The sequence below is a fragment of the Rubrobacter aplysinae genome, from assembly GCF_001029505.1.
Classification (GTDB): Bacteria; Actinomycetota; Rubrobacteria; order Rubrobacterales; family Rubrobacteraceae; genus Rubrobacter_A; species Rubrobacter_A aplysinae.
The window spans coordinates 21,763-45,877 of record NZ_LEKH01000018.1 but is presented as its reverse complement, the minus strand read 5'-3'; the positions used below and the strand labels follow the sequence as shown (position 1 = coordinate 45,877).

At 61.1% G+C, this 24,115-nt stretch carries 21 protein-coding genes; 10 read left to right on the top strand and 11 right to left on the bottom strand.

Features of this window, described 5'->3' with window-relative positions; translation table 11 throughout:
* Positions 1-26: 26 nt before the first annotated feature.
* A complete protein-coding gene (locus ABD53_RS13720; RefSeq protein ID WP_047866374.1) occupies positions 27-251 on the bottom strand; it encodes an amphi-Trp domain-containing protein in 225 nt (74 codons plus the stop codon).
* Positions 252-307: 56 nt separating this feature from the next.
* The gene (locus ABD53_RS13715; RefSeq protein ID WP_160309701.1) at positions 308-682 is read right to left on the bottom strand and encodes a hypothetical protein; all 375 of its coding nucleotides are present in this window, start codon (positions 680-682) and stop codon (positions 308-310) included.
* A gap of 270 nt (positions 683-952) precedes the next feature.
* Between ABD53_RS13715 and ABD53_RS17840 the strand changes: the two genes are divergently transcribed.
* On the top strand, positions 953-1,087 hold the full coding sequence (locus ABD53_RS17840) for a hypothetical protein (protein ID WP_268778293.1): 135 nt from the start codon (positions 953-955) through the stop codon (positions 1,085-1,087).
* A gap of 84 nt (positions 1,088-1,171) precedes the next feature.
* On the opposite strand, the gene ABD53_RS13710 is transcribed toward ABD53_RS17840, so the two are convergent.
* Positions 1,172-1,645: a hypothetical protein gene (locus ABD53_RS13710; RefSeq protein WP_047866372.1), complete on the bottom strand. Its 474-nt coding sequence runs from the start codon at positions 1,643-1,645 to the stop codon at positions 1,172-1,174.
* Positions 1,646-1,795: 150 nt separating this feature from the next.
* Between ABD53_RS13710 and ABD53_RS13705 the strand changes: the two genes are divergently transcribed.
* The 3 genes from ABD53_RS13705 (at position 1,796) to ABD53_RS13695 (ending at position 5,653) form a co-directional block, all read left to right on the top strand.
* Positions 1,796-3,094, top strand: a complete 1,299-nt coding sequence (locus tag ABD53_RS13705) for an Nramp family divalent metal transporter (RefSeq protein ID WP_084709689.1) — start codon at positions 1,796-1,798, stop codon at positions 3,092-3,094.
* Positions 3,095-3,169: 75 nt separating this feature from the next.
* Positions 3,170-4,771, top strand: coding sequence for a gamma-glutamyltransferase (ggt, locus tag ABD53_RS13700; protein ID WP_047866371.1), 1,602 nt, complete (start codon positions 3,170-3,172; stop codon positions 4,769-4,771).
* 129 nt (positions 4,772-4,900) lie between these two features.
* Positions 4,901-5,653, top strand: coding sequence for a sulfite exporter TauE/SafE family protein (locus ABD53_RS13695; protein WP_053058092.1), 753 nt, complete (start codon positions 4,901-4,903; stop codon positions 5,651-5,653).
* A gap of 86 nt (positions 5,654-5,739) precedes the next feature.
* Here ABD53_RS13695 and ABD53_RS13690 read toward each other — a convergent pair whose 3' ends face one another.
* Positions 5,740-6,648 (bottom strand): MerR family transcriptional regulator, encoded by a 909-nt coding sequence (locus ABD53_RS13690; protein ID WP_235401645.1) that lies wholly within the window; start codon positions 6,646-6,648, stop codon positions 5,740-5,742.
* A 315-nt stretch (positions 6,649-6,963) separates the two neighbouring features.
* On the opposite strand from ABD53_RS13690, the gene ABD53_RS13685 reads away from it, so the two are divergent.
* Positions 6,964-8,523, top strand: a complete 1,560-nt coding sequence (locus ABD53_RS13685; RefSeq protein ID WP_200900396.1) for a BCCT family transporter — start codon at positions 6,964-6,966, stop codon at positions 8,521-8,523.
* Between the two features lie 150 nt (positions 8,524-8,673).
* Here the strand turns inward: ABD53_RS13685 and ABD53_RS13680 are convergent, their stop codons facing one another.
* From ABD53_RS13680 to ABD53_RS13670, 3 genes are all read right to left on the bottom strand, one after another.
* Positions 8,674-9,189 carry a thioesterase family protein gene (locus ABD53_RS13680; RefSeq protein WP_047866369.1) on the bottom strand — a complete coding sequence of 172 codons (516 nt, stop codon included), beginning with the start codon at positions 9,187-9,189 and terminating at the stop codon, positions 8,674-8,676.
* Entirely contained in the window at positions 9,176-10,174 is a 999-nt protein-coding gene (locus ABD53_RS13675; RefSeq protein ID WP_235401639.1) for an L-carnitine dehydrogenase, read from the bottom strand. The genes ABD53_RS13680 and ABD53_RS13675 overlap by 14 nt, the downstream gene beginning before the upstream one ends.
* Before the next feature lie 63 nt (positions 10,175-10,237).
* Positions 10,238-11,140 carry a BKACE family enzyme gene (locus ABD53_RS13670; RefSeq protein WP_047866367.1) on the bottom strand — a complete coding sequence of 301 codons (903 nt, stop codon included), beginning with the start codon at positions 11,138-11,140 and terminating at the stop codon, positions 10,238-10,240.
* Positions 11,141-11,343: 203 nt separating this feature from the next.
* Here ABD53_RS13670 and ABD53_RS13665 point away from each other — a divergent pair, with 203 nt between their 5' ends.
* The 3 genes from ABD53_RS13665 to ABD53_RS13655 are packed head-to-tail and all read left to right on the top strand — an operon-like array spanning position 11,344 to position 15,506.
* Positions 11,344-12,543, top strand: a complete 1,200-nt coding sequence (locus ABD53_RS13665; protein WP_200900395.1) for an acyl-CoA dehydrogenase family protein — start codon at positions 11,344-11,346, stop codon at positions 12,541-12,543.
* A 29-nt stretch (positions 12,544-12,572) separates the two neighbouring features.
* The gene (locus tag ABD53_RS13660; protein WP_160309700.1) at positions 12,573-14,672 is read left to right on the top strand and encodes an acetate--CoA ligase family protein; all 2,100 of its coding nucleotides are present in this window, start codon (positions 12,573-12,575) and stop codon (positions 14,670-14,672) included.
* Positions 14,673-14,711: 39 nt separating this feature from the next.
* Positions 14,712-15,506 carry a carnitinyl-CoA dehydratase gene (locus ABD53_RS13655; RefSeq protein WP_047866390.1) on the top strand — a complete coding sequence of 265 codons (795 nt, stop codon included), beginning with the start codon at positions 14,712-14,714 and terminating at the stop codon, positions 15,504-15,506.
* Between the two features lie 270 nt (positions 15,507-15,776).
* Here ABD53_RS13655 and ABD53_RS13650 read toward each other — a convergent pair whose 3' ends face one another.
* The 4 genes from ABD53_RS13650 to ABD53_RS13635 form a co-directional block, all read right to left on the bottom strand.
* Entirely contained in the window at positions 15,777-16,634 is an 858-nt protein-coding gene (locus tag ABD53_RS13650) for a carbohydrate ABC transporter permease (RefSeq protein ID WP_235401636.1), read from the bottom strand.
* 1 nt (position 16,635) lies between these two features.
* Positions 16,636-17,367: a carbohydrate ABC transporter permease gene (locus ABD53_RS13645; protein ID WP_235401632.1), complete on the bottom strand. Its 732-nt coding sequence runs from the start codon at positions 17,365-17,367 to the stop codon at positions 16,636-16,638.
* 239 nt (positions 17,368-17,606) lie between these two features.
* The gene (locus ABD53_RS13640) at positions 17,607-18,938 is read right to left on the bottom strand and encodes an extracellular solute-binding protein (protein WP_160309699.1); all 1,332 of its coding nucleotides are present in this window, start codon (positions 18,936-18,938) and stop codon (positions 17,607-17,609) included.
* Between the two features lie 62 nt (positions 18,939-19,000).
* Positions 19,001-21,775 carry an alpha-mannosidase gene (locus tag ABD53_RS13635; protein ID WP_152670785.1) on the bottom strand — a complete coding sequence of 925 codons (2,775 nt, stop codon included), beginning with the start codon at positions 21,773-21,775 and terminating at the stop codon, positions 19,001-19,003.
* A gap of 130 nt (positions 21,776-21,905) precedes the next feature.
* On the opposite strand from ABD53_RS13635, the gene ABD53_RS13630 reads away from it, so the two are divergent.
* A complete protein-coding gene (locus ABD53_RS13630) occupies positions 21,906-23,132 on the top strand; it encodes an ROK family transcriptional regulator (RefSeq protein ID WP_047866364.1) in 1,227 nt (408 codons plus the stop codon).
* A 1-nt stretch (position 23,133) separates the two neighbouring features.
* Positions 23,134-24,066: an ROK family protein gene (locus tag ABD53_RS13625; protein ID WP_053058089.1), complete on the top strand. Its 933-nt coding sequence runs from the start codon at positions 23,134-23,136 to the stop codon at positions 24,064-24,066.
* Positions 24,067-24,115 lie beyond the last annotated feature (49 nt).

Genomic DNA, 24,115 nt, shown 5'->3' with positions numbered 1-24,115 from the left:
ACGGCAGCATGGGCCTAATCCAGAGATTATTGATCGGCCCATTTGAGCTGAAACTCGATCTCCTCTTCGCCGCCCTCCCTCTCATGCTCGATGTTGAACTCGGCTCGGGCGGGAACGTAGATCCTTTCTCCGGCTACCTGGATCTCGAACTGCTCGCCGGATTCTAGTGAGTCGGCCAACCTACGCAGCTTCGCTACGAACTCGGAGGTAGAGTAGATCTTCTCAATATCCCTATCCTGCTTCTCACCCATCAAGCCTCCCTAGTTCGTTAAACAATTGCTACGTAAGGCCTTACTCTTACGGGACCTCAGCCAGTCGGTCCGCGTACGAGTAGCCTCTTTACCATGAGCGTACCCATAAACATACAGCAGCCTAGCAGTATCAGGCTCGCGGCAGCCACAGGCAGTAGTGGCACCCCTCCTGTAGCCGGAGTCTGTACTCTTCCATCCTCTGAGTCGTACTGTTGCCCGGTGACAGTCTGGTCATCGTTATCGAAGTCGCCGCCACCGCCATTGTCGGAATCATCGTCGTTGTCGGTATCCGAGCCATTATCTGTAGAGCTGAAAGAGCCATTGTCGGAATCGTTATCGGAGTCGTCCTGCGCCAGCACCGCCGGAGCGGCGAACACTATGAATGCCAGCGAAACGAGCGCTGGAATAAATAGAAACCTTGATGGCACCACCCGGCTCTTCCGCTTCTACTACGGTCGCTATGGTCGGTAGTGGTATCCGGCATGTCGTAAAAGGACCTCATGCCAACCTCACCTCCTCCTAAACTTCACCGCTGCTTGCTCGCTAAGCTACCAAGTATCCAGCACATTGCTCGTGGTGTCTATATCTCATGTATCACTATTGACCACGGTGTACACCCTGCATACCATGAAACCGGCCGAGGTTGGACGCGGTGAGATCGCAGAGAGCTATAGACTTGCAGGGGCAGCGGAGGGGGAGCCATGATCGAGAGCCGGCAGCAGTTCTTAAGGCGTTTCGTCAGGATGGGGAGTGCGGGGCTTCTAGCACTCGTGCTCATCGGCGCCGTGGGGTGCGGCGGCGAAGAAGATGATGACGATGAGGAAGAGGACGACTAGGAGGATTTTAGAGGAGCTCCTCTATCTGGACGGGTCATTCCCGGTGGAAGAGCGCACCGCGTAGCAACTAGTTAGCCTCCGGCGCTACGTGCTTCTTGAGCTTCCAAGACGTCTTATCGCGTAGACGGCAGCCGGTATGGAGAGTCCCGCTAGCATCAGGCAGAAGGCTAGAAGAACGGAAGACACTCCGCCGGTCTCCGGAAGATCCGATTCACCCACGCTACTCTGCGCCTGCTCGGGGAGTGGCATATTGGAGACGTTGAACGGCAGCTCCGAGTTGCCGCTCTCCTGGGCTCCAAACTGCGAGTTTACGGCGAGAAGGCGGTCGTCGTAGGTGGCGATGGTAGTCGGGTACATGAAGGCGTCCTCTGTGAAGGCGTCGCCAGCCGTACCGCTCAAGTAGTCGGAAGAGAGCTCTATGGGAACGATCAGCTCCTGCTCGTTTTGGACCACGTACAGGGTACGGCCATCGAGCAAGATGCCATCACCACTGGTGAGGTCGGCTCCTCCGGTATCTATCTGGATAACCTCTTTGGTGGCCGTGTCTATGCGGTACAAGTTATGGTGCTCGACTGCACAGTGATGAGATACCGCCGGTCCGGGGTCGCGGCGATGCCGTTTAGGACATGATTCGTAGTTTGCTTAACGCTTTCTTTCGTTGTCTAATGTTTGGTGGGGAATGGAAACCATCGCGTATTAGGGGGCCTGATGGCCGATGTTACCGAGGGTTCGACAGGGGGGACTACTGACGTAGCTCGCGAGAACCCGCCGACTACTCTAAGAGGCAAGCTCAAGATCGTGGGCCCAGGGCTTATCCTCGCAGCTGGTGGTGTGGGGGCTGGAGACATGGTTACCTCTTTGGTTGCAGGCACACGCTACGGGACAGCGCTTCTCTGGACGATCATTCTCGGAGCGCTTATCAAGCTTTCGCTGGTCGAGGGGCTCGGTCGCTGGTACATGGCGACGGGCACTACCATCCTCGAAGGCTGGCACTCAATCAGCCGCTGGGCGAGTGGTTACTTCGTTGTTTATCTCTTCCTGGTCATATTTTTCTATGGCGCTGCCGTTACCTCGGCGGCCGCGCTCGCCGCCGATGCGATGATACCCGGCGTGTTGCCTATCTATGGCTGGGCCATAATCCATGGTGTGGCGGGTTTTCTGATTCTCTTAATAGGTCGCTACGGACTCTTCGAGCGTCTAATGGAGACCTTTATCGTGCTGATGTTCATAACCGTAGTAGGGCTCGCGGTATTCTTACTCCCGGGGCTCCCACAAAATCTCGCAGCAGGTTTTGTGCCCACACTACCGGAGGGCTCTCTGGTCTACGCCTTGGGCGTCGTGGGCGGCGTGAGCGGGACGTACTCGATTGCTGCCTACACGTACTGGGTACGCGAGCGCAGCTGGAGAAGCTCATCGTGGATACCGGTGATGAGGGTAGACTCGGGCGTTGGCTACATAGTGACTGCTTTGTTCATGATCTCCATGCTAATCATAGGCGCGAGCTTTCTCTTTGGAACCGGTACTAACATCAGCGGTGAAGAGGGTCTTGTGGCTGTCTCCGATCCGCTAGAGGCGCAGTTCGGCGCACTAGCGAAATGGCTCTTTCTCATCGGGTTCTGGGCAGCCGTGAGCAGTTCGATACTCGGGGGCTGGAACGCCGCGGCCTACCTCTTCGCCGACTACGTCAGGACCGTGCGCCGGGTCCCCGAGGATCAGGCACAGGAGTACCTCTCTGAGAAGAGCATCTACTTCCGCGGCTTCCTCTTGTGGTGCACCTTCCCGCCCATGCTGTTGTTCGCCTTTGGAGAACCTGTACTTTTGGTAATCATCTACGCCGCCCTGGGCGCTCTACTATTGCCGTTTATGGCCGTCACGCTGCTCTGGCTCTTGAACCGCGGCAATATAGCGCGCGAGTATCGGAACAAGATCGTCTCGAACGCCCTAATGACACTCGCGGTGTTGCTATTCATCGTGCTCGCGGTAAGGGAGATAGTGGGTCTATTCTGAGAAGCTCCCCAAGGATGTATTCGTGATCCACGGGTTGATGCGAGCAAGCTCTGGAGAAAGCGAGTAACGTAATTTATGGAGCAGTATGATGGTCAACGTCCGGATTTTGGAGGCCGTTCAACAGTACTGGGGACGAAAGGTGCGGTAGCCTGCGAGCACCCGCGAGCCGCCCTCGCCGGTATCCGCGTTCTAGATGCTGGGGGTAACGCTGCCGACGCCTGTGTGGCGATGGCAGCCACGATGGCGGTGGTCGCGCCTATGACCACCGGGATGGGCGGAGACGCCTTCCTCCTTTTCCACGAGTCGGAGACCGGGCGGGTCATCGGGGCAAACGGCTCCGGTCGGGCCCCACGATCAGCGACGGTCGAGAAGCTCAAGAGCCGGGGCGTGGAACATATGCCCGAGCGCGGCGCCCTCACCGTGACCGTGCCGGGCGCCGTGAGGCTGTGGGGGGATGCAGCATCTTCCCTTGGACGCCTATCCCTTTCTAAGCTACTAGAGCCTGCCCGGGAGGCGGCCGAGGAAGGAAATCCGGTCTCGGAGGTAGTCGCCCGCTACTGGAAAGAGGACGAGGAGCTGCTAGGACGCGACGAAGCCGCAGTGAAGACGTTCCTTCCCCGGGGCCGGGCGCCAGAGAGCGGCGAGATGTTCCATCAGCCTGATCTGGCCCGCACGATCCGGGCCGTGATGGAAGGCGGAGCCGACGCCTTCTACGAGGGCGAAGTCGCCGCAAACATCGCACGCTCCGTGCAGAGAGCTGGAGGCTATCTGGCTGAGGAGGACCTCGCCTCCCACGAGACCACCTGGGTGGAACCCATCTCCACCGACTACCGGGGCGTGAAGGTGCACGAGATACCGCCACCCGGGCAGGGGATAGCGGCTCTTGAGATGCTGAACATCCTGGAGGGATACGAACTACGGGAGCTCCACCCGCTCTCCGCCGAACGCATTCACTTGGAAGCGGAAGCCAAAAAACTCGCCTACGCCGACCTGCACGGGCTGATCGGGGACCCGGAGTTCTCGGAGGTACCGACCGAGGAGCTTCTCTCCAAGAAGTACGCAGCGAGGCTCCGGGAGCGGATCTCCCTGGGTAAAGCCGCTACTCAGGCCGAACCCGTCTCCGGTACCGATACTACCTACCTGTGCGCGGTGGACGCCGAGGGTAACGGTTGCTCGTTCATAAACAGCCTCTTCATGAAATTCGGGAGCGGTGTGGTGGCCGAAGGGACCGGGGTGTGTCTGCAAAACAGAGGATACTCCTTCCATCTCGACGAAGGCCACCCGAACGCCCTGGCGCCCGCCAAACGCCCCCTGCATACCATCATCCCCGGGCTGGCCACCAAGGACGATAATCTGTGGGCCACCTTCGGCGTGATGGGCGGCCACATGCAGCCCCAGGGACACGTACAGTTGCTCGCCAACCTGATCGACTACGACATGAGCCCCCAGCAGGCCGTGGATCACCCCCGCCACTTCCACGATAGAGGCACCTTGCTCCTGGAAGACCGGGGTTCAGAGGAAGCTGCCGAAAAGCTGCGGAGGTTAGGTCACGACGTCCGGATCGGCGCCCCTTACGAGATCCCTACCGGCGGCGCACAGCTAATCCGGGTCTATGAGGACGGCGTACGGGCCTGCGGTAGCGATCCTCGCAAAGACGGCTGCGCGCTAGCTCAGTGAAGGCTAGTAGGCTTGAGGGTAATACGGAGTTAGGCAAAACTTTTGCCTAACGTACCTTCTCTCTGCTCGCTTCGTAGGAGGTACGTTGTTGGGAGAGGAAGGGTATGAGATAAAGGTGATCTTGTAAACATGGATTCCTCTCAGCTAATACTTCTGGCGGTGCTCGGGGTCTGCGGCGGCGCTCTCTCGGGCCTGGTGGGGGTCGGCGGCGGCATCGTGTTCGTGCCCGCGCTGTTGTACGTTGCGGGCTGGAACATAACCGAGGCGGTCGCCGCGAGCCTGGCGATCATCGTGTTCTCCTCGCTCTCGGGCACCATCCGCAACGCCCGCAGCGAGAACCCGGTACAGTGGCGTACGGCCGGGGTGCTGTCGCTCGCCGTCGCGCCCTCGACCCTCATAGGGGTCGCCGTAAGCCGCATCTCCCCGGATGCGGTGGTCGAGCTTGCCTTCGCCGCCCTGCTGCTGGCCCTCGCCTATCCCACGGCCAAAGGCCGCTCGGAGAGTACGGGAGAGGGCAAGCGGATACCCGTGGCGCTGGTGCTCGCCGCCGGGGTGGGAATCGGGGCGCTCTCGGGGCTGGTGGGGGTCGGCGGCGGAGTGCTGATGGTGCCGTTGATGGTGCTCGGGATGGGCCTCACCACCAAGACCGCCGTCTCGACCAGCCTGGCGGTGGTGCTCTCCGCGGGAGCCGTGGGGGCACTAGGATACATCCTCGTCGGGGTAGTGGATCTCACGGAGCTGCCGCCCCTGATCCTGGGCGCGATCGTCGGGGCCTGGCTCGGGGTGAGGCTGCGCGACCCGCTGCCGGAGCGGGCGCTACGCCTGGGCTTCGCCGGGTTCATGGTCGTAACCGCCGTCTACACGGCTATCGGGGTATTGTAAGCTACTTTGGCTTTTACGCTACAAACTGACTTGTATCAAAACTGGCCGTTATCCTGATGACATATTTTGGAGAAAGACCGCGGCGCCTAGAAGGAAGGAGGGCTGTCGACGTATATGACCGTCGCTTGCTCTTCCTCGGTCCACCAAGTATGGGGTACTGAAGAGGGAAAGTACAAACAATCCTCGCTCCCCAAACGATAAACTTTCGTCTCACGACCGGGCTCATCCAGCTCGACGAAAAGTCTGCCAGAGAGCACGTAGATAAACTCTTCGCCGGAGTGGGAGAAATGCTCACCGCTACCGGTATTTGGAGGAAAGTGCATGACGGCCGGGTCCATCAGGGAGCCGGTGGTGGTGAGGCCCTCTGAACGGAGGCCGTTCGGCCATCGGGTCAGAGGCCTGTCCTGGGGCCCGACGAGTCGGGAGCGGTGCTCGACCGGGTCTCCGAATACCTCCCTCCAATGCAGTCCGTAGAACCCGAGCACGTTACGCAGGGTCGCGATAGAAGCGCCGGAGTGCCCGCGTTCCAGGGCCGAGATAAAGGATACGGAGAGTCCGGTCGCCTCGGAGACTTGCTTTAAGGTTTTGCTCTCGCCGAGACGCACGCTGCGGAGACGCTCCCCGAGCCGCCTGGCCTGGAGCTCACTTTGGGGCTCCTCGGCAGAGCCATTATCTTCTACAGAGCCGAGCTCTCTTCGGATGGCGGCGAAGTTCAAGCCATGAATCTCCCTGAGTTGCTGGATCCCACGCAACCGCTCGAGGTCTTGTCGGCTGTAATACCTGGTCCCGCCTTGACTACGCCGGGGTTTGATCAGGCCCTCGTTCTCCCAGCCTCTAAGTGCCTGCGTTGAGACCCCGATATATCGTGCAGTCTCACCAATCGAGATCCCGTGCGCGCCGTCGCCCGGGCTGTCCAAGGTATCCTTAGGCTCGGCATCTTCCTCGCGCCATGAATGGTGTTTGGTCTCCGCAGCCAAGATAATCGAATTGTACATTAACAAAACCGCAGACCATCCTGGCCAAATCGAAGCTGGCGATACCCGCATACCGCTTGAGAGGTCATAGATGGATGAAAGCACGGAGTTTGCCAGCTTGCTAAGAAACTAGACAACGGCTGACGGCCGGTCAGAATCCGTGTTTGCCTCAATTCTGACCGGGGCTCGTCACCCGGGGCTGGAGCCCCCTAGAAAACATTCATTTGCATTTTCTACTGTACATCATTAGGATTACAGTAGATCTTTGGTTGAAGGGAGACGAGTTTGAGGCAACCCGGTGTTGAGAAAAGGATATTTTGGCTTTCCTTATTGTTGGTGGCTGCCATTTGCGCACCGCTTTTGCTGGGTCCGGAACGGGGCACGGCGATTCTGGATGGCATGTTATCGTTTATCACGGGTAGCTTTGGCTGGCTCTACATGTGGTTCGCGATAGCGGTATTCGGCCTGCTGGTGTATCTGGCGTTCGGCAAGTATGGGCGCTTGAAGTTCGGCGACCCGGATACCCGACCACAGTTCTCCACTACGAGCTGGATAGCGATGCTGTTCACGACCGGCATAGGCTCGGGGATCATGTACTGGGGAGTTATAGAGTGGGCATACTACTATACGTCCCCGCCGTTCGGGCTGGAGCCGGGCAGCGTGGAGGCCGGAAACTGGGCGGCCACGTACGGGATGTTTCACTGGGGTTTCACCGCGTGGGCCATCTACTGCCTGCCAGCATTGCCGATCGCGTACGCCTTCTACGTGCGCAAGCAGCCGATACTCCGTTTGAGCGCGGCCTGTAGGGGGATACTCGGGGATCACGCGGACGGCTGGATCGGCAAGATCATAGACGTTTTCTTCGTGTTCGGGCTCATAGGTGCCGTGGGCACCTCGCTCGGGCTTGCCACGCCCATGATCTCCGAAGGACTCGGCGAGCTGACCGGCGTTTCGCAGGGGATCACGCTAGACGCCGGGATAATCGTGATCTGGACCGCAATCTTCGGGCTCAGCGCGTATCTCGGCCTGCAGAAGGGCCTCAAGCGGCTGTCGGACCTCAACGTCTACCTGGCTCTGGCGCTAGGTGTATTCATCATAGTAGCCGGGCCGACCGTGTTCATCCTGACGACTTTTACCAACAGCGTCGGCCTCCTGCTCCAGAACTTCGTCCAGATGAGCTTCTACATGGACCCCATCCGAGATTCGGGATTCACCGAGACCTGGACCGTCTTCTACTGGGGCTGGTGGATCGCCTACGCCCCGTTCGTGGGGCTGTTCGCCGCGCGGATCTCCCGGGGCAGGACCATGCGGGAGGTGATCCTCGCCATGTGCCTGGCGGGCAGCCTGGGCACCTGGTCCGCCTTCGCAATCCTCGGCAATACGAGCCTGTACTTCGAGCTTAACAACGTGGTCCCGGTAACAGACATCCTGGAGAACGAGGGAGCCCCGGCGGCTATCATAGCGACCGTGCTCGGCTTGCCGCTTGGCGGCCTCGTCCTGGTGGTGTTCCTCGTGCTGGCGATGGTCTTCCTGGCGACCATGCTCGACTCGGCGTCGTTCGCCCTGGCCTCCGTGGCCTCGAGCGAGCTCGGACCCGAGGAGGAGCCGCCCCGCTGGCACAGGCTCTTCTGGGCGGCTATGCTCGGTGCCGTGGCGATCGTGATGATGTACGGCGGCGGCCTGGAGCCGCTGCAGACGCTGACCGTTATAAGCGCCTTCCCCTTACTATTCATCCTCCTCCTGATGGTTTTGTCTTTCAGGAAGTGGCTGATAAACGACAAGGCCGAGTCCGGCGGAACTCCCGCCACAGAAGCGGACAACGCGAATACTCCAGAGCCTGTAGCCATGGGCGAGGAACAAGAGAAGGTCTCCGCCGGCCAGGAGCAGCGCCGCTAACGGAGGCCACAGCTGACACTGACGTCCAACGGACTCCCCCGGCGAGCTCTAGCCTGCCGGGGGCGTCTTACGTGTAGTTTTCTCAGCCAGCAACAAGGCTAGCCGGAATATCCATTACGAGGAGAGACCCATAGAGGCCCCCATAGTAGGCTACCGGCGTTCTATGCCGATTGCGCGACCGGCCTGCTCGGGTAGGGGCAGGGAGTCGTGAGAGGCCTTGATTCCCTTCAAGGTGGAGGAGATCTCCTCCGAGAACGGCGCCGAGCGTGGTCCCGCGGGTTCAGTGTTGTCCACGTTGAGCATCATGACCTCCCCGGTGGCGAGCAGCCTCCTGTCCGTGGCGTGGTACATCGAGTGGAAGAGGTGGGCGCGCTTATGATCGTGGTCAAGGAGCTGGGTCGTCACGTGCAGGGGCTCAGCCTCACGGGCTTCCCGCACATAGCTAACGTGGGCCTCTAGCGTGTACAGCGAGCACCGACTACGCTCCCGGTACTCCGCATCCATGCCAATGTAGTTGAGCAGTGCGTCGGTGCTGTGGCCGAAGACGAGCACGTAGAACGCCTCGCTCATGTGCCCGTTGTAGTCCACCCACTCGGGAAGTACCTCCGCCTCGTGCAGGCGCAGCGGAGCGTTGTAGGGGAGCCCGGTGTTCTCAGGCTCCGGCATTGCGCTCTCCGTCCTTAGGGTTACCGGAGATCTCGTTCTCCGGCCAGTACTCCCGGAGCAGCTCCATGAGTCGGATCAAGAACTCGTCGCGGCGACGCTCAAGCTCGGCGACTGAGCGCCCCGCGGCTTGTTCGGTGGTGCCTGTAACCATCCTCTCTTTCAGCTCCTCTGTTAGCTCAGGAGCCTGTAGCTTGGTCCAGGGAGCTTCCAGTGCGGGCCCGAACTGAGCCAGCATGTGCGACATGCCTTCCTTGCCTCCGGCCATGTGAAAGGTCAGGTTGACCCCCATGAGGGCCCACCTGAGACCGGGACCGTAGACTATGGCCTCGTCCAGCTCCTTGGTGGTGGCGGCGCCCTCGGCTACGAGGTGCAGGTTCTCGCGCCACAGCGCCTCCTGGAGGCGGTCGGAGAGGTGCCCGTCTATCTCCTTCTTTACGTGAAGGGGCTTCATGCCAATGGAGCGGTAGAAGCCCATCATCCTCTGTATGTTCTCTGGGGAGGTCTTCTCGCCTCCGACCACCTCTACAAGGGGCAACAGATACACGGGATTGAAAGGATGGCCAACCATCACCCGCTCGGGGTGCTGGCACTTTTTCTGTAGCGTGGAGGGTAGAAAACCCGAGGTGCTTGAGGCGATGATTGCCCGCGTTGGCGCGGCGGCGTCTATGCGGGCGAGCACGTCCTGCTTGAGCTCCTCCCGCTCCGGGACGCTCTCCTGCACGAAATCCGCCCCGGCGACCGCCTCTTCCAGATCGGCTGTGAAAGATAGCCTCTCCTTGCCCGCACCTTCCGCGAGGCCAACCCGCTCAAGCGCGGGCCAGGCATTCTCCACTCCGGCCCTGATGCTCTCCTCGGCGCCCGGTGCGGGATCGGTGGCGACCACGTCCAGGCCGGCCGCCAGGCACCGCGCCGCCCAGCCGTAGCCTATGACGCCCGCCCCTACGAGGCAGACCGTGCTGGCTCTACCCTGATATTCGTCGGTCACTCTCGCTCCTCCCGGCATTTTTCGGCTTCTTCAAGATGGGTTATGGGTGCTTACTAACGTTGCTCAGACCCTGGCCTCCTGTACCTTCAGCCCGAGCTTCTCGCGGGCCTCGGTAGGGGTAACTGGCCTGGCGCCGAGGCTCTCTATGACGCCGACGGCCCTGTCTACAAGAGCACCGTTGGTCGCCGGGACGCCCTTTTCGAGGTACAGGTTATCTTCGAGGCCGACCCGCACGTTGCCGCCTAAGAGCACCGACTGTGCGGCCATCGGTATCTGCATCCGGCCGACGCCGAAGCCGCACCAGCTACCCGCATCCCGGGCTTCCGCCGGCAGAGCGTCGCGCATGGCGTGCATGGTCTCTGTGTTGGCCTCCGCAGCCCACGGGATGCCGAGGCATATCTGGAAAAATGGCGGATGATCCACCAGCCCATCCTCTACTAGCTGGCGGGCCAGCCTAACATGGCCGAGCTCGAAGCACTCTATCTCGGGCTTTACCCCCGCCGCCTGTATAAGACTCGCCTGGCGCCGGATCCAGGGCTCCGCATTCAAATATACGAAGTCCGCGAAGTTGTACGAGCCACAGTCCAGCGTACACATTTCCGGTAATAGCGCCCCTACGTGGGCGTGGCGCTCCTCGGGACTTTGCACGTCCGTACCCGCGGCTCCCACACCCGGATCGTCGTCGTTTGGCAGGAAGTCACCCCCGCCCCCGGCGGTGAGGTTTATGATCACGTCCGTGTCCGACTCCCGGATGCGCTCCACCACCTTCCGGAACAGGGCCGGGTCGTTGGAGCCTTCGCCCGTCTCCGGGTCACGGACGTGGATGTGGGCCACCGCCGCCCCGGCCTGTGCCGCCTCTATGGCAGAGTCGGCTACCTCCTGCGGAGTTACCGGCACGTTGGGGTTCTTACCGGCGGTGTCGCCCGCCCCCGTAACGGCGCAACTCACTATTACCTCTCTGTTCATGCTGCCCCCTGAGGATGTTCGTCGTCTTTGTCAAGCTCTACGAGATCTTATAAATCTACTGTAATGCTAGCGATATAGCGTAATGAGCGCAAGTCTGTCCGACCTTTACATATTTCTACTGTATAGTTTAAGATTCACAATAATAGCTATTGATGACACCTATGTAGACGAGCCCTGGACTAGGGTAGTTGAGGAGGAATCTGGTGGACTCTGTCTCGTCGAAGAGCATTATGAACGGTACTAACTTCTCGCTCTCGGAGGAGCATCGGCGGCTTCAGTCGCGGGCGCGGGCCTTCGTGGACGAGGTGCTAGTGTCCGCCGAACTGGAGTGCGAGGAGGGGGGAGGGCTCTCCGCCGGGAGGATTTCGGAGCTTACCCGGTCGGTGGTGGACTGGGAGTTCAACGCCGTGAACCACTCACCCGAGGACGGTGGCCAGGGCTACGACAACTTCGAGCAGATGCTCTTAAACGAGCAGCTCGGACGGGCCACGGGGGCGCTGTGGAACGTGGTGATGCAGCCGGCCTCTTCCATGCGGTTCGCCACGCCGGAGCAGAAGCGGGAGTACCTGGCGCCGACCTGCCGGGGCGAGCGCCGCGAGGCGTACGTGATCACGGAGCCCGGCGCCGGCTCCGACGTGCGGGCCGTGCAGACCCGGGCGGACCGCATAGATGGCGGGTTCAAGATCAACGGCGAGAAATGGTTCACCGACGGCGGTGGGGCGGATTATCTGCTCGTCCACGCCCACGTTGACGGCGACCCCGACAGGCCCACCGTCTTCTTCGTGGACAAGGATGTGCCTGGGGTGAGGGTGGAGAAGACCCCGAGCTTCACCCACAACTACGTGTGGGGCCATCCGCAGTTCGTGCTGGAGGATGTCGAGGTCGGCGAGGACAAGATACTTGGCGACGTGGGCGAAGGGTTCGAGCTCACCAAGGACTGGTTCGTCGAGGCGCGGCTCGCGATCGGCGCCCGGTGCGTGGGCGCGGCGACCCGGGCGACGGAGATCGCCAACGAGTTCGCCGCCGGTAGGGTGCAGTTCGGCCAGCCGGTAAGGGACTTCCAGGCCATAGAGTTCATGCTTGCGGATATGGCGGTCGAGATCATGGCTTCGAAGAGCATGCTCTACCGGGTGTGCTGGGAGACCGCCAACGAGTCCGACCCCAAGCTGGCTCACGCCCGCGCCTCGGCGGTCAAGCTACAATGCTCGGAGATGGCCAGCAGGGTCTGCGACAAGGCGGTCCAGATCATGGGCGGCAGGGGCTACCAGCGGGAGAATCCCGTCGAGCGGCTGTGGCGCGACGTGCGGGTGGACCGCATCTGGGAGGGCACCTCCGAGGTGCAGCGCATGATAATCGGCGGCCAGATCAAGAAACGTGGCCTCGACGTGTACACGGGCTGGTAGACCTTATGAGCTCACTGATGGAGGACACCTTGACACCGCGAGGTAACGTGCAGCGTCTGCTCGCGCCCCGGAGCATCGTCTTCGTCGGGGGGCGGGATCTAGCGGGGGCCATCCATAACTGCGAGGACCTCGGCTACGAGGGGCGCATCCTGGTGGTGAACCCCAAGTACGAGGAGCTGGCCGGTTACCCTTGCTATCCGTCCATCGCCGAGCTGCCGGAGGCGCCGGACGCCGCCTTCGTCGGTATCCGGCGGGAGGCTACCATCGAGGCAGTGGGGGAGCTCGCGGCCCTCGGGGTCGGCGGCTGCGTGTGCTACGCGGCGGGCTTCGCCGAGCTGGGCCACGAGGGCGAGGCGTTGCAGGAGGAGCTAGTCGCAGCGGCGGGAGAGATGGCGCTGGTCGGGCCCAACTGCTACGGGATGTTGAACTATCTGGAAGGACCGGCCCTGTGGCCGGACCTTCACGGCGGAGAACGCACGGAGAGAGGCGTGGCGGTGGTCAGCCAGAGTGGCAATATTAGCCTGAACGTGACGATGGCCGATCGCTCTCTCCCTCTGAGTCACGTCATAAGCATCGGCAACCAGGCCGTGCTCGGCCTCGCCGACTACGTGGACGCCCTGATCGAGGACCCCCGCGTACAGGCCATCGGGCTGTACGTGGAGGGCATAAAGGACGTCGGCGCCTTCAGTCGCGCCGCGCTGCGGGCCCAGGAAAGGGGCGTGCCCGTGGTCGCCCTGAAGTCCGGGTCCTCAAGTCTTGGCACCAGGATCACGCGCAGCCACACCAGCTCGCTCTCGGATCCGGACGAGCTGTACGACGCCCTCTTCGAGAGGCTCGGCATCGTGCGCGCCGGCACGCTGGCCAAGTTCCTGGAGACGCTCAAGCTCCTGGCCTACACCGGGCCTCTGAAAGGGAGGAAGATCGGGGTGCTGGCGGGCTCCGGCGGCGACTCGGCGATGTTCGCCGACCTCGCCGCCCCGCTGGGACTCTCGCTACCGGAGCTGGACGACTCCCAGGAGGCCGCCTTCGCGGAGCAGCTGGGAGATTTCGTCAGCATCTCCAATCCACTGGACTACAACACGGCGGTGTGGGGCGACCGCGAGAAGCTGCAGAGGTGTTTTACGACGATGATGCGGGGCGAGTTCGACGTCACGGTCCTCACCCTGGACTACCCGCGTGGCGGCGAATGGGACGTGGACGCCTGGAACGCCGCCGCAGACGCCCTGATCTCCTCCCAGAAGGAGACCTGCAAGGTCGCGGCGGTGGCTTGCACGATCCCGGAGCTGTTACCGTCGGATGCCCGGCAGAGGCTGCTAGATGGTGGCGTGGTGCCGTTGCAGGGTCTTCCGGAAGCTACCGCGGCCCTCGCCGGAGCGGCCTGGTACGCGGAGCGGCGGCGGGAGATCTCGGACGAGGACTCGGCGGAGTCTCTGGTGCCCGCCGCGCCAGGCAGGGCGCCACGGAAACCGCGGCTACTGGATGAGTGGGAGAGCAAGCGGCTGCTCGCCGCCTCCGGTGTCCGAGTACCGGAGGCCCGTACCAGCTCCGCCGGAGAGGCGGCCGGGGTGGCGGCCGGCATCGGGTATCCGGTGGTCGTCAAGCCCGTGGCGGCGGAGCTTGCGCACAAGAGCGACCACGACGCCGTCGCGCTCGACCTGCGCGACGACAGTGAGGTCCGTACGGCGGTGGAGCGTGTGGCGGCCGCCGGCCTCTCCAACGGCTCGAACGGGGAGGATGGGTTCCTCATCGAGCGGATGGTCCGGGGCGCCGTCGCGGAGCTGATAATCGGCCTCAGGCGGGACGAGCGCTTCGGGCTGGCCCTGGTGGTAGGCTCCGGCGGAACGCTGACGGAGCTGGTGCGGGACAGCGCCACGGTGCTGCTCCCGGCGGGCAGGGCGGAGATCTCACGCGCGCTGGACTCGTTGAAGGTCTCGGCCCTGATCTCCGGCTTCCGGGGTGGTCCAGCGGGCGACCGTGAGGCAGCGGTTCAGGCGGTGCTCGACATCTCCGCTTTCGCGGACGAGCGCAGGGACGAGATCGAGGAGCTTGAGGTGAACCCGCTGCTCGTCCTGCCTCGCGGCGAGGGGGCCGTCGCCGCCGATGCCCTGATCCGGATGCAATCCGAATAGCCGAGTAGTTGTGAGCCCCCGAAACGACGGAGGTTGGAGATGACAGACGCTGCGGAAGCCGTGCGCGCCGAGCGGAGCGGCGGGGTGCTTGAGATAACGCTCGACCGTCCCAAGGCGAACGCCATCGACTCTGCGACAAGCTGCAAACTGGCCGAGGCTTTCCTCGCCTTCCGCGACGATCCGGAACTCAGAGTCGCGATCGTGACCGGCGCTGGCGAGCGGTTCTTCTCCGCCGGCTGGGATCTCAAGGCCGCTGCGGGAGGCGAGGCTGTGGATGCCGACCACGGTCCCGGCGGCTTCGCGGGTCTCACCGAGCTCTTTGGCCTCGACAAGCCCGTGATCGCCGCAGTGAACGGGCTCGCGGTCGGCGGTGGCTTCGAGCTTGCGCTGGCCTGTGACCTCGTGGTTGCAGCAGACCACGCCCAGTTCTCTCTGCCCGAGACAACCCTGGGAATCATCCCGGACGCCGGTGGCGCGTTCCGGCTGCCCAGGCGGCTACCCCGAGTCATAGCAATGGAGATGATGCTCACAGGACGGAGCATGGACTCAGAGGAGGCCGCGCGGTGGGGTCTCGTCAACTCCTCGGTGCCGGCGGAGACGCTGATGGATGAGGCCAGGCGGCTGGCGCAGAGGGTCGCCAGCGCAGCCCCACTCGCTATCTCCGCCCTCAAGGAGATAACGGCCGCCACCGAGAATCTGGGCGTCGAAGAAGCCTACGCGTATATAAGGAGCGGGAGTATGCGCACTTATGAGAGCATGCTGGTATCCGAGGATGCTCGGGAAGGTCCTCGCGCATTCGCAGAAGGTCGTAAGCCAACTTGGCGCGGACTGTAGAGGGAGAACCAGTACGAGAGCAGCCCGACACGGTGAACGAGTGCCTTACGGAGCAATTTGCCGCAGAGGAGGCAGTACTCCGTCAGATCCTGGAACAGAGTGCGCACACGTCACGCTAGATCCGGCTTTACCTTCGTCTCTTAAATGAGAAGGTTAAGGCTTCCATACTGCAGGTCAGTTCTCTGCTTAGCGGGATCATACTTTGCCGATTAGCGGAGTATGATCCCGCTAAGCAGGCAGCCAAGAGGGCACAAAAGAGGCGAGAGCGTTTCAGCCCTTGACTGCTCCGCTTGCCAAAGCACCCACGATGTAACGTTGCAGTATTACGAACAGTACCAGGACGGGTCCTATGGCGACTACGCTGGCAGCCGAAAGGTAGTGCAGAGTTATCGCGTCGGAGTTTGACTGCAGGTTCACGAGCCCGACAGATACTGGGTACATGGTGCGATCATCCAGGAGGATGAACGGCACAACAAACTGTGACCAGCTCAATACCGCCACGATAATGGCTGACGAAGCTATGCCGGGGGCACAAACCGGCAGCAGCACCCTCCATAGGAGTTGTATGCGGCTACAACCATCTATAGACGCTGCGTCATCTAGGTCGTGTGGGATCGTGTCGAAGTAGCCTTTCAAGAACCAGGTGGTGAATGGCAGGACCACGGCCACATACACCACAATCAGACCGGCAAAGTTATTCAATAGGCCGAGCGCTACCAGAGTCCGATACAGAGGAATCGCTATAACGACCGGCGAGACCATCTGGAAGACCAACACAGCCATCAAAGAGAGCTTTTTGCCGCGGAAAATGAACCGGGAGAACCCGTATGCCGCGAGGGTTGCGATTATAAGTGTCAGCACGACACTAAAGGCCACTATTAACGCCGAGTTCAGTAGATACCCGACTATAGAGGTATTCTGGATCACGTAGGCATAATTCCCGAATTGCGGGTTCAAAGGGAACCAGACTGGCGGGGTCGCGAAGAGTTGTGGCACGGACTTCAAGGACATCGAGAGCACCCAGAAAACCGGGAACAAGAAGAACAATGTAACTATCCCGAAACAGAGGTACAGCGCGGCATTGATCAGCGACTCCCGGCGCGCCTTACTGGCGAGTATTCTGTTCACGCTACTCCAACCCCTGACTACGCTCTATGAACGCTATGTACACAGTCGTCATGGCGGCGCTTATTACCAGCAGCAGCATGGCCGTTGCGGCCCCAACTCCAAGGTCGAACTGCTGGAATATCTTATTGTAGATGCTGAGCGCGATGACCTCCGTGCTTTGGCCCGGGCCACCACCGGTTAACGCTAGTACCATATCAAAGGTGTTAAAAGTTTCGATGGTTACTATCACGAGGTTAATAAAAAGCATTGGTGCGAGAATTGGGATAACCACCCGGAACAGTCTCTGGAGGGCATTTGCCCCGTCTATTCTAGCGGCCTCCAGTACATCCCGCGGCAGGGTCTGGAGGCCGGCATAGATCAAGATCATGCTGAAGGCCGTACCGCGCCAGATGTTAGCCGCGGTCACCGAAGCGAGCGCGAGATCCGGATCCGAGAGGAATGGTAAGGCCTCTGCAACCAACCCAACCGAGCTAAAGATGTAATTGAGAATTCCCGAAGCGGACTGCTCGTACAGGATGCTCCAGATGATCCCGATTATCACCCCGGGTATGGCCCAAGCGGTGAGCACCGCTGTCCGGGTGACGATCGTAGCTTTGAGGCCTCGCTGAACGCCCTGATCTATGAGCAGCGCTATAACGAAACCTAAGAGCATCTGGAAGGCTACGCTAGCCGAGACGAAGATCGCCGTCACGGTCAGCATGTTCCAAAAGCCCGGCGAACCGAACAGTGACATGTAGGACTCTAGAGTGTAAGAGTAGTCTGTCCCTACCAAGCTGGCGTCGGTGAAGCTCAGGCGGGCAATCTCGAACACGGGATAGAGAAAAGTTACCCCGAGTACGAGGGCAAGCGGCAAGAGCCATGGCAGAGGGGATTCCTTGATACGTGATAGCCTGTTCCTCTTTTGACTAGGCGGTTTGCCAGGCCCGTTGGCTGGCGGGTGCCGCTCCGCCGCTGGCGCCGTTGTGCCAGAACTCATGATTGCACCGAGTTAACCGCGGCCTCAAGGGCATCTTCCGGGCTCCGTTCCCCGGAGATCGTGTTCGAAACGGCGATCTGTAGCTGGGTGGAGATGTCCTGGTAGCTCTCTGCGGCGGGACGATTGCGAGCGTACATCTCGAGGTGCTCCCGGAAAGTGTCAGTGTATTTATTTCCCTCGTAGTCCGAGACTTCGAAGACCGGCTGACGGGGTGGAAGGTAGCCGCCCACGTTGCACCACCCAGCCATACCTTGATTGCCTACGAAGGCGGACTTCAAGAAATCAACGCCGGCCCGCTGCTTGTCCTCGTTCTCCGTGAAGACCCCCCACATCTGGCCGCCCGCTGTGGTTGCATGGTTGTCGCCGCCCTCCATCGAAGGTATGGGGGCGACTGCCCACTGGGAATTGAACTCCTCGACTCCCATTATCTCCTGGAGGAGGCCGACCTGGAAGTTGGCGCCCAGGAACATCGCCGTGTTCCCTGACGAAACGTCACCATTCAGGTCCGGCTCCGTCCCATACTCAGTGACCCGCTGGGGCGTTATCCCCGCTTCGACGCACTGCCTTATGAAATTCAAGGAATTAAGCATACTCTCACGGTTTTCACCCTCGCCAAAGATGGGATTGCCCTCATCGTCGACGAGCTCCCCTCCCTGAGCCCAGAAGTATGGCAGTAGGGAGGTGGTTACGGTCGCCTCGTCTCGGCCGCCGGGAAAGAGAAAGGGATCGAGCCCCTCTCGGTCCCGGAGGCCCCGACCCACCTCGAGTAACTCATCCCAGGAGGACGGCGGCTCCTCTACGAGATCCGTACGATAGAACATCACGCGGACGTCGGTGGTGAACTGGAGGCCAAGGACGTCGCCGCCATTAGTCATGGTCTCACGGGCAAACGGGAAATAGTCCTCTTGGGAAACGTCACCCATATACTCGCCTAGCGGTCGCACGAAGTCGTAGAAGCGGGGGAATAGATAGGAGTCAACCATTGCGATATCCGGGGCCCGGCCTTGGGAGGCCTGCTCCAAGAGTCTTGCGTTCGCCGCCGTGATGTTTGAAGAGCTTACCTGTGGGTTGATCGAGAACTCGCTAGACTCTTCCCAGTCGGAGATGGAACTCTCTATGTAGTCGACGCGGGATTGGTCTGTAGCCTGTGGCGAGTAAGGCGGTATCACCTGCCACCCGATGCTGTTTGCGTCCCCTCCCTGTTCCTCTTCGCCTCCACCGGCGCACCCGGCGGTGCCGAGCATCGCGGCGCCCGCGACCCCGGCGCCACCTACCTTAAGGAACTTCTTCCGGCTTATCGCTCTACCCGGTATCTGCATGTTCTTCATCCTTTCCCTCGCTGGAGACCGGACCAGCCGGTGCTTGTGCAAATCCATCGGTCTCCGTGACGCTATTGTCCGTCGGCCTGCGTCTTGACCATCAAGGTTTCTATCGCCGAACCGCCGACAGTAAGGTGGAGCTCGCTCTCCGAGTCGTCATCGGGAGCTATCTGCTCGAAGATTTCCTCGTTCAGGTTTGTCCGGTAAGCCGAGACAATCGGCAAGCCAAAACGCAGTACGACTTGCTCCTCCTTTCCGGAGGCGTTGAAGAGCCTCACCACCAGGCCGTCCATGTTCTCCGCCTTTTTTAGGGCGCTGAGGACGACATTCTCATTGTCCACGCGCATGTAAGACCCTCTGGCGTACTCCGGGCGGCTTTCGAAATCGTCCTGCAGTCGCTGGCCCGCTCTAGCCTGCAAAGGCAGCCAGAATTCCTCAGCCTCTCTGTATATGCTGCCTTCAGGCCAACTATCCGTGTACGGAACGACTGCATACTCGAACATTTGCCGCCCTTGAGATTGCGCCTCTGGCGTGGCGAGCTCTGGACCCGCATGCCCAATACGAGTAGATAGATCGTTGCGCGAAAGCCATCCGACCGAGCGCAACAGCGTCAGCGCCACCTCTCCGTCCGGGGAAGCCTCATACTCGCTGAGACCCTTATTCAGCACCGCGATCCCGCTTCCGCCTTCCTCGACGCGCACGAAGCGCTGCTGGGCGAAGGTCATTGAGTCCTCTTCTCTGTAGCCCGAGCTGTCTTCTACAGTAGTTGGACGCCTCACCGTCCCGAAGGCGCTCTCGGCGATTGACTCCTCCGCCTCGAAGCCACTGGGGATAATTGCCCGCAGGCGGTGGTCCTTTACCCGGTTGTAGAACTCCGTCGAGATCCTTACCTGCCGCGCGTTAGACGGCAGATGTACGTGTACCACTACCGGGCAGCGCGCAAGATCCTCCGAGCGCCCGGAGCGGTCTTCGGTCAATCCTCTCGGCAACTCTAGCTCCGCCCTGAGAACCAGGTGCCGCTCGTCATCTCCCTGCTCGACCCGCCAATCCGCCTGTGTGGAAACTATCCGGTGCTGGAGTTCTGGCGGGGAGAAATTGTATTCGTCTCCGGCGTCCGCGTCGTCCACGAGACGATTCAAACCAGGATACTCACGCCCGGTAGACTTGTCGGTAATGGTCAATGTGCCATCGTCTTCGGGCAGCACTCGCACATACTCGTTCTCCAGGACTAGAGCCTGGCTCTGCTGCTGGAGGCTTTTGTCGCGTTCCCGGTCTGCAGCGCGCACAAGCTGATAGGCCTTATGTCCGAGCGCCGGGAGCCGGAGAGCCTCGAACTCGATGGTCTGCCTGCGGACCGCTTTCCTGCGGTAGAGCGCATCCTCGATGCGCAACTTGCTGTCTCTAATGACGAACGGAACCTCTTCGCCGTCCGGGTCCAGCAAGACGAACTGCTCCAAGTCCAGGTCAGTGGCGCTGCTATAACCGAAGATCCTCTGGCGTAGCGGAGCATCGGCATCCAGAGAAACGTCCACGCGTACCGCGCCACTACGCTTCCATGAGCTGGGATTGAACGCGACGACCGGTACCGCGCCGATCCCGAGCGCTGCCGAGGCCCTGGTGGTGAGAAAGTTGAGGGCTTCGTCTATGACCTTCTGTCCTACGCGGTTGGCGGTATCAAAGCGGTGCATCATCTGTCGATGCACCGTGTCCGTAGAGCAGCCGCCTACGGAATCATGGGCGTGATTTTTGACCAAATCTCGCCAGGCGTATCTCAGGAAAGGCTGGTAGTCCTTGCCCCCGAGCGCGTAGGCGACGGCCGCCGCTCTCTCGGCCAGCCCCTCTAGAAGGTGCTGGGTATGGGCGTTTTCCTGCTTTATGTACGTCCGCGAAGAGAGCGTCCCGCGCAGGACCGGCTGGTACCGGGGAGACCTAAGCTCTCCCCAATAGGTGTTCAGTTCGGCACCCGACGCGAGGACGCGCCGCTCGAAGTCTTCTAGCCTGCCGTTGAATATACGGTCGGGCATGGAGCGGTTGAGGTCGAAGACGTGCCGGGAAAAGTCTGGCTGCACGGTGACGTGATCGCTGCCATTTAGGAGCAGGATAGTCCTACTGACCGTCCGCGCCGCCAACCGGTCACGAAGCTCGTAGAGGCTATCGTAGCTGACCATGTAGCTACTGGGAGCCGAGATCATCTCGTGCCTAAACGACATACTCTCCGGGTCCGAGCCCAGCACTGCGGCGTTTGAGTACGTCTCCGAGAGGAAGTGCGCCATTACCCTTGAACCGTCGGGCGCCTCCCACCAGAATTCCGAGCCAAGCTCGTCGACGTCCTCCCCCAGGCCCCGCATGAAGTAGAAGGCGCCGATGTCGAAGCCCTGCAATATTTGCGGGAGCTGTCCCACGTGGCCGAAGGTGTCGGGGACGTAACCCTGTTTCATCACGGGGCCGTAGTCCCTCGCCTGACGATCTCCTATGAGAAGATTGCGCACCAAGGACTCCCCGGAGATCAAGAACTCGTCGGGCTGGACGTACCAGGGACCGATCTCTATCCGGCCGTCCTGGATAAGCCGTCGCAGCCTCTCTCCATTCTCAGAGCGGACCTCCAGGTAATCCTCGATAAGCGACACCTGACCATCCAGCATGAAGTGCCGCATGCCCTCGTCGGTCTCGAGTTGCTCGATGAGCTCGTCCATGAAATGGACCAGGTTGAACCTGAACTCCTCGAAGGTCTGGTACCACTCCCGGTCCCAGTGAGAGTGAGGGATTACGATAACATCCATCGGAGCTTGCTCAGGACTGCTTTTCTCTTGCTGACGTGTGGTGTGGTCCATGCGGACAGCTATCACTCCTTGATACTAATGCTCTTTCTGTCCTCCACCTGCGGCCACGTTACCATTTGACTATTATTAAAGCAAATTGAGTGATTTATTCGATAACGGTATAGTGGCAGTCACAGGCTCCGAAGAAGGAGAATGCGTGGGTAATGGTACGAACCTGTTGGGGGTTAGGGACTACAACGAGCAGGTGGTTCTAGAACTCATCCGGGTGAACGGAGGCATCAGCCGGGTCGAGATTGCAAAGAGAGTTGGCTTAACGGCTCAGACGGTCTCCAACATAGTCCGGCGAACTTTGGAGAAGGGTCTGGTCGTTGAGAGTGAGAAGGTCTCGCCGGTTAGCGTGGGCAAGCCCAGAGTGGGGCTTCAAATAAATCCGCAAGCTGGATACGCGCTGGGAGTGCAGATCGACTGCGACGAGATAACGCTGGTTGTGCTTGATCTGGCGGGCGGGGTCGTATACACCACGGAGAGGGAAACACCTGAAGAGCATGGCCCCGATGCCGTTGTCAGTGAAGTGGCGGAACTCGTGGAGGACTCGCTGATAGGTTCCGAGCTAGAAAGGGGAAAGGTTCTTGGGCTGGGTGTGTGTTGTCCTGGGCCGCTGGATCACGACACCGGCGTAGTCTACAATCCGCCGAACTTGAGGGGCTGGACCGAGGTGCCCCTCAAGGATAGCCTGGAGCAGAAGGTCGGCCTACCCGTGCTGGTGGATAACGACGCGACGGCGTCGGCCGTGGGGGAGAGATGGTCCGGGGGCGCGCAGGGAGCGCGAGACTTCGCCTTCATCTACGTCGGCGTCGGTATCGGAGCCGGCTTGTTCCTGGACAACCGTCTGCTGCGCGGCTCCTCATCCAACGCTGGGGAATTCGGCCACACCACTCTCAACATAGAAGGCCCCGAGTGCTTCTGCGGCAGGAGAGGCTGCGTGGAGATGTACTGCGCTCCGGCGGCGGTCGCCCGTCGAGTACAGCAGCGGCTAGACGCGGGAGTGCAGAGCATAATGACACAGTGGGAGAGAGGCGAGCTTCTCTTCGAAGACGTGAGTGCGGCGGCCGTGGAGGGCGATGCGCTCGCGCGCGACGAGTTAGTACGCTCCTCGAGGATGCTCGGGCAGGGGGTGGTCGACCTGGTGAACACGCTCGACCTGGAGCTGGTTGTGCTGGGAGGCAAGGGCCTGGGCGAGGCTGCCGGGATCTACGTGCAGGAGATAGAGGAGATCCTCCGGCAGACGACGCTTGCCCGTAACCTGCAACACACTAGGGTGGAGCTTTCGCACGGCGGGACGTACTCCGGCTCGGTCGGAGGGGCGGCCTCGGTGCTACATACGACTTACCACCCGCAGTTGCGGGGAGTGGAGACCGTCTAGGATGGCGCTGCGGGCCGCAGTTGATGTGGGCGGTACCAAGACCAGGATAGAGGTTTTCCGGGAGATCTCCGTGGAGAGGCCCGAACTCTGCCGAGTGCTCGACACCCCCACGGAAGGAGAGGTGCTCGAAAAGTTGGCGGAGGCTGTCGTCGAGCTGGCGGGAGGCAAGCCCATAGAGTCGGTAGCAGTAGCGTCTCCGGGACCTCTGGACCCGGTAAACGGGGTGGTCCTGAACCCGCCAAACCTCTCGAGGCCGTGGTGGGAGCTCGAAATTTCGGCCGAGCTCGGGGCCCGCCTTTCATCCCCGGTAGTGTTGGAAAACGACTGCAACCTGGGTGCCCTAGGCGAGGCTGCCTTCGGCGCGGGCCACGACCATGACTCGATACTCTACGTCACGGTCTCCACTGGCGTCGGCGCTGGGCTGATCGTCAACGGACAGATATTCTCCGGTTCGCGAGGGCTTGCCGGGGAACTGGGCCACACTACGGTAACCGACCGGGAGTTTCCTTGCGGCTGCGGGCGTAACGGTTGTGTGGAAGCGGTAGCCTCGGGGACCGCGATCGCCCGGCAGGCGTTACGCAGAGGCTGGAAGCCTCTCCCCGGAAACGGTTCCGTCATGGACGGCTCCGTCACGGCGCGAGACGTTGCCCGGGCGGCCAGCGCCGGCGAGGTGGAAGCTAGAGAGATTCTGCGAGAGGCTGCGGGGCATCTCGGGCGCGCCTTGGTGAACTTCATCTACGCCTACGATCCAGACATCGTAATACTCGGGGGCGGAGTAGCTCAGTCGCAGATCTTCTTTGAGATGGTGCAGCGGGCTTTGAGCACGGAACCCATAATGCCGGCGTTCAGCCATATTCCCGTGCGCCGCGCGACTCTCGGGGAGAGAAGCGTAATCTGTGGAGCACGTACGCTGGCTGAGAGGCTTGTCCGCTGAAGAAAATGGTGCAACAGGTAGCGGCCTTCGAATCAGGCCGGTGCAGATA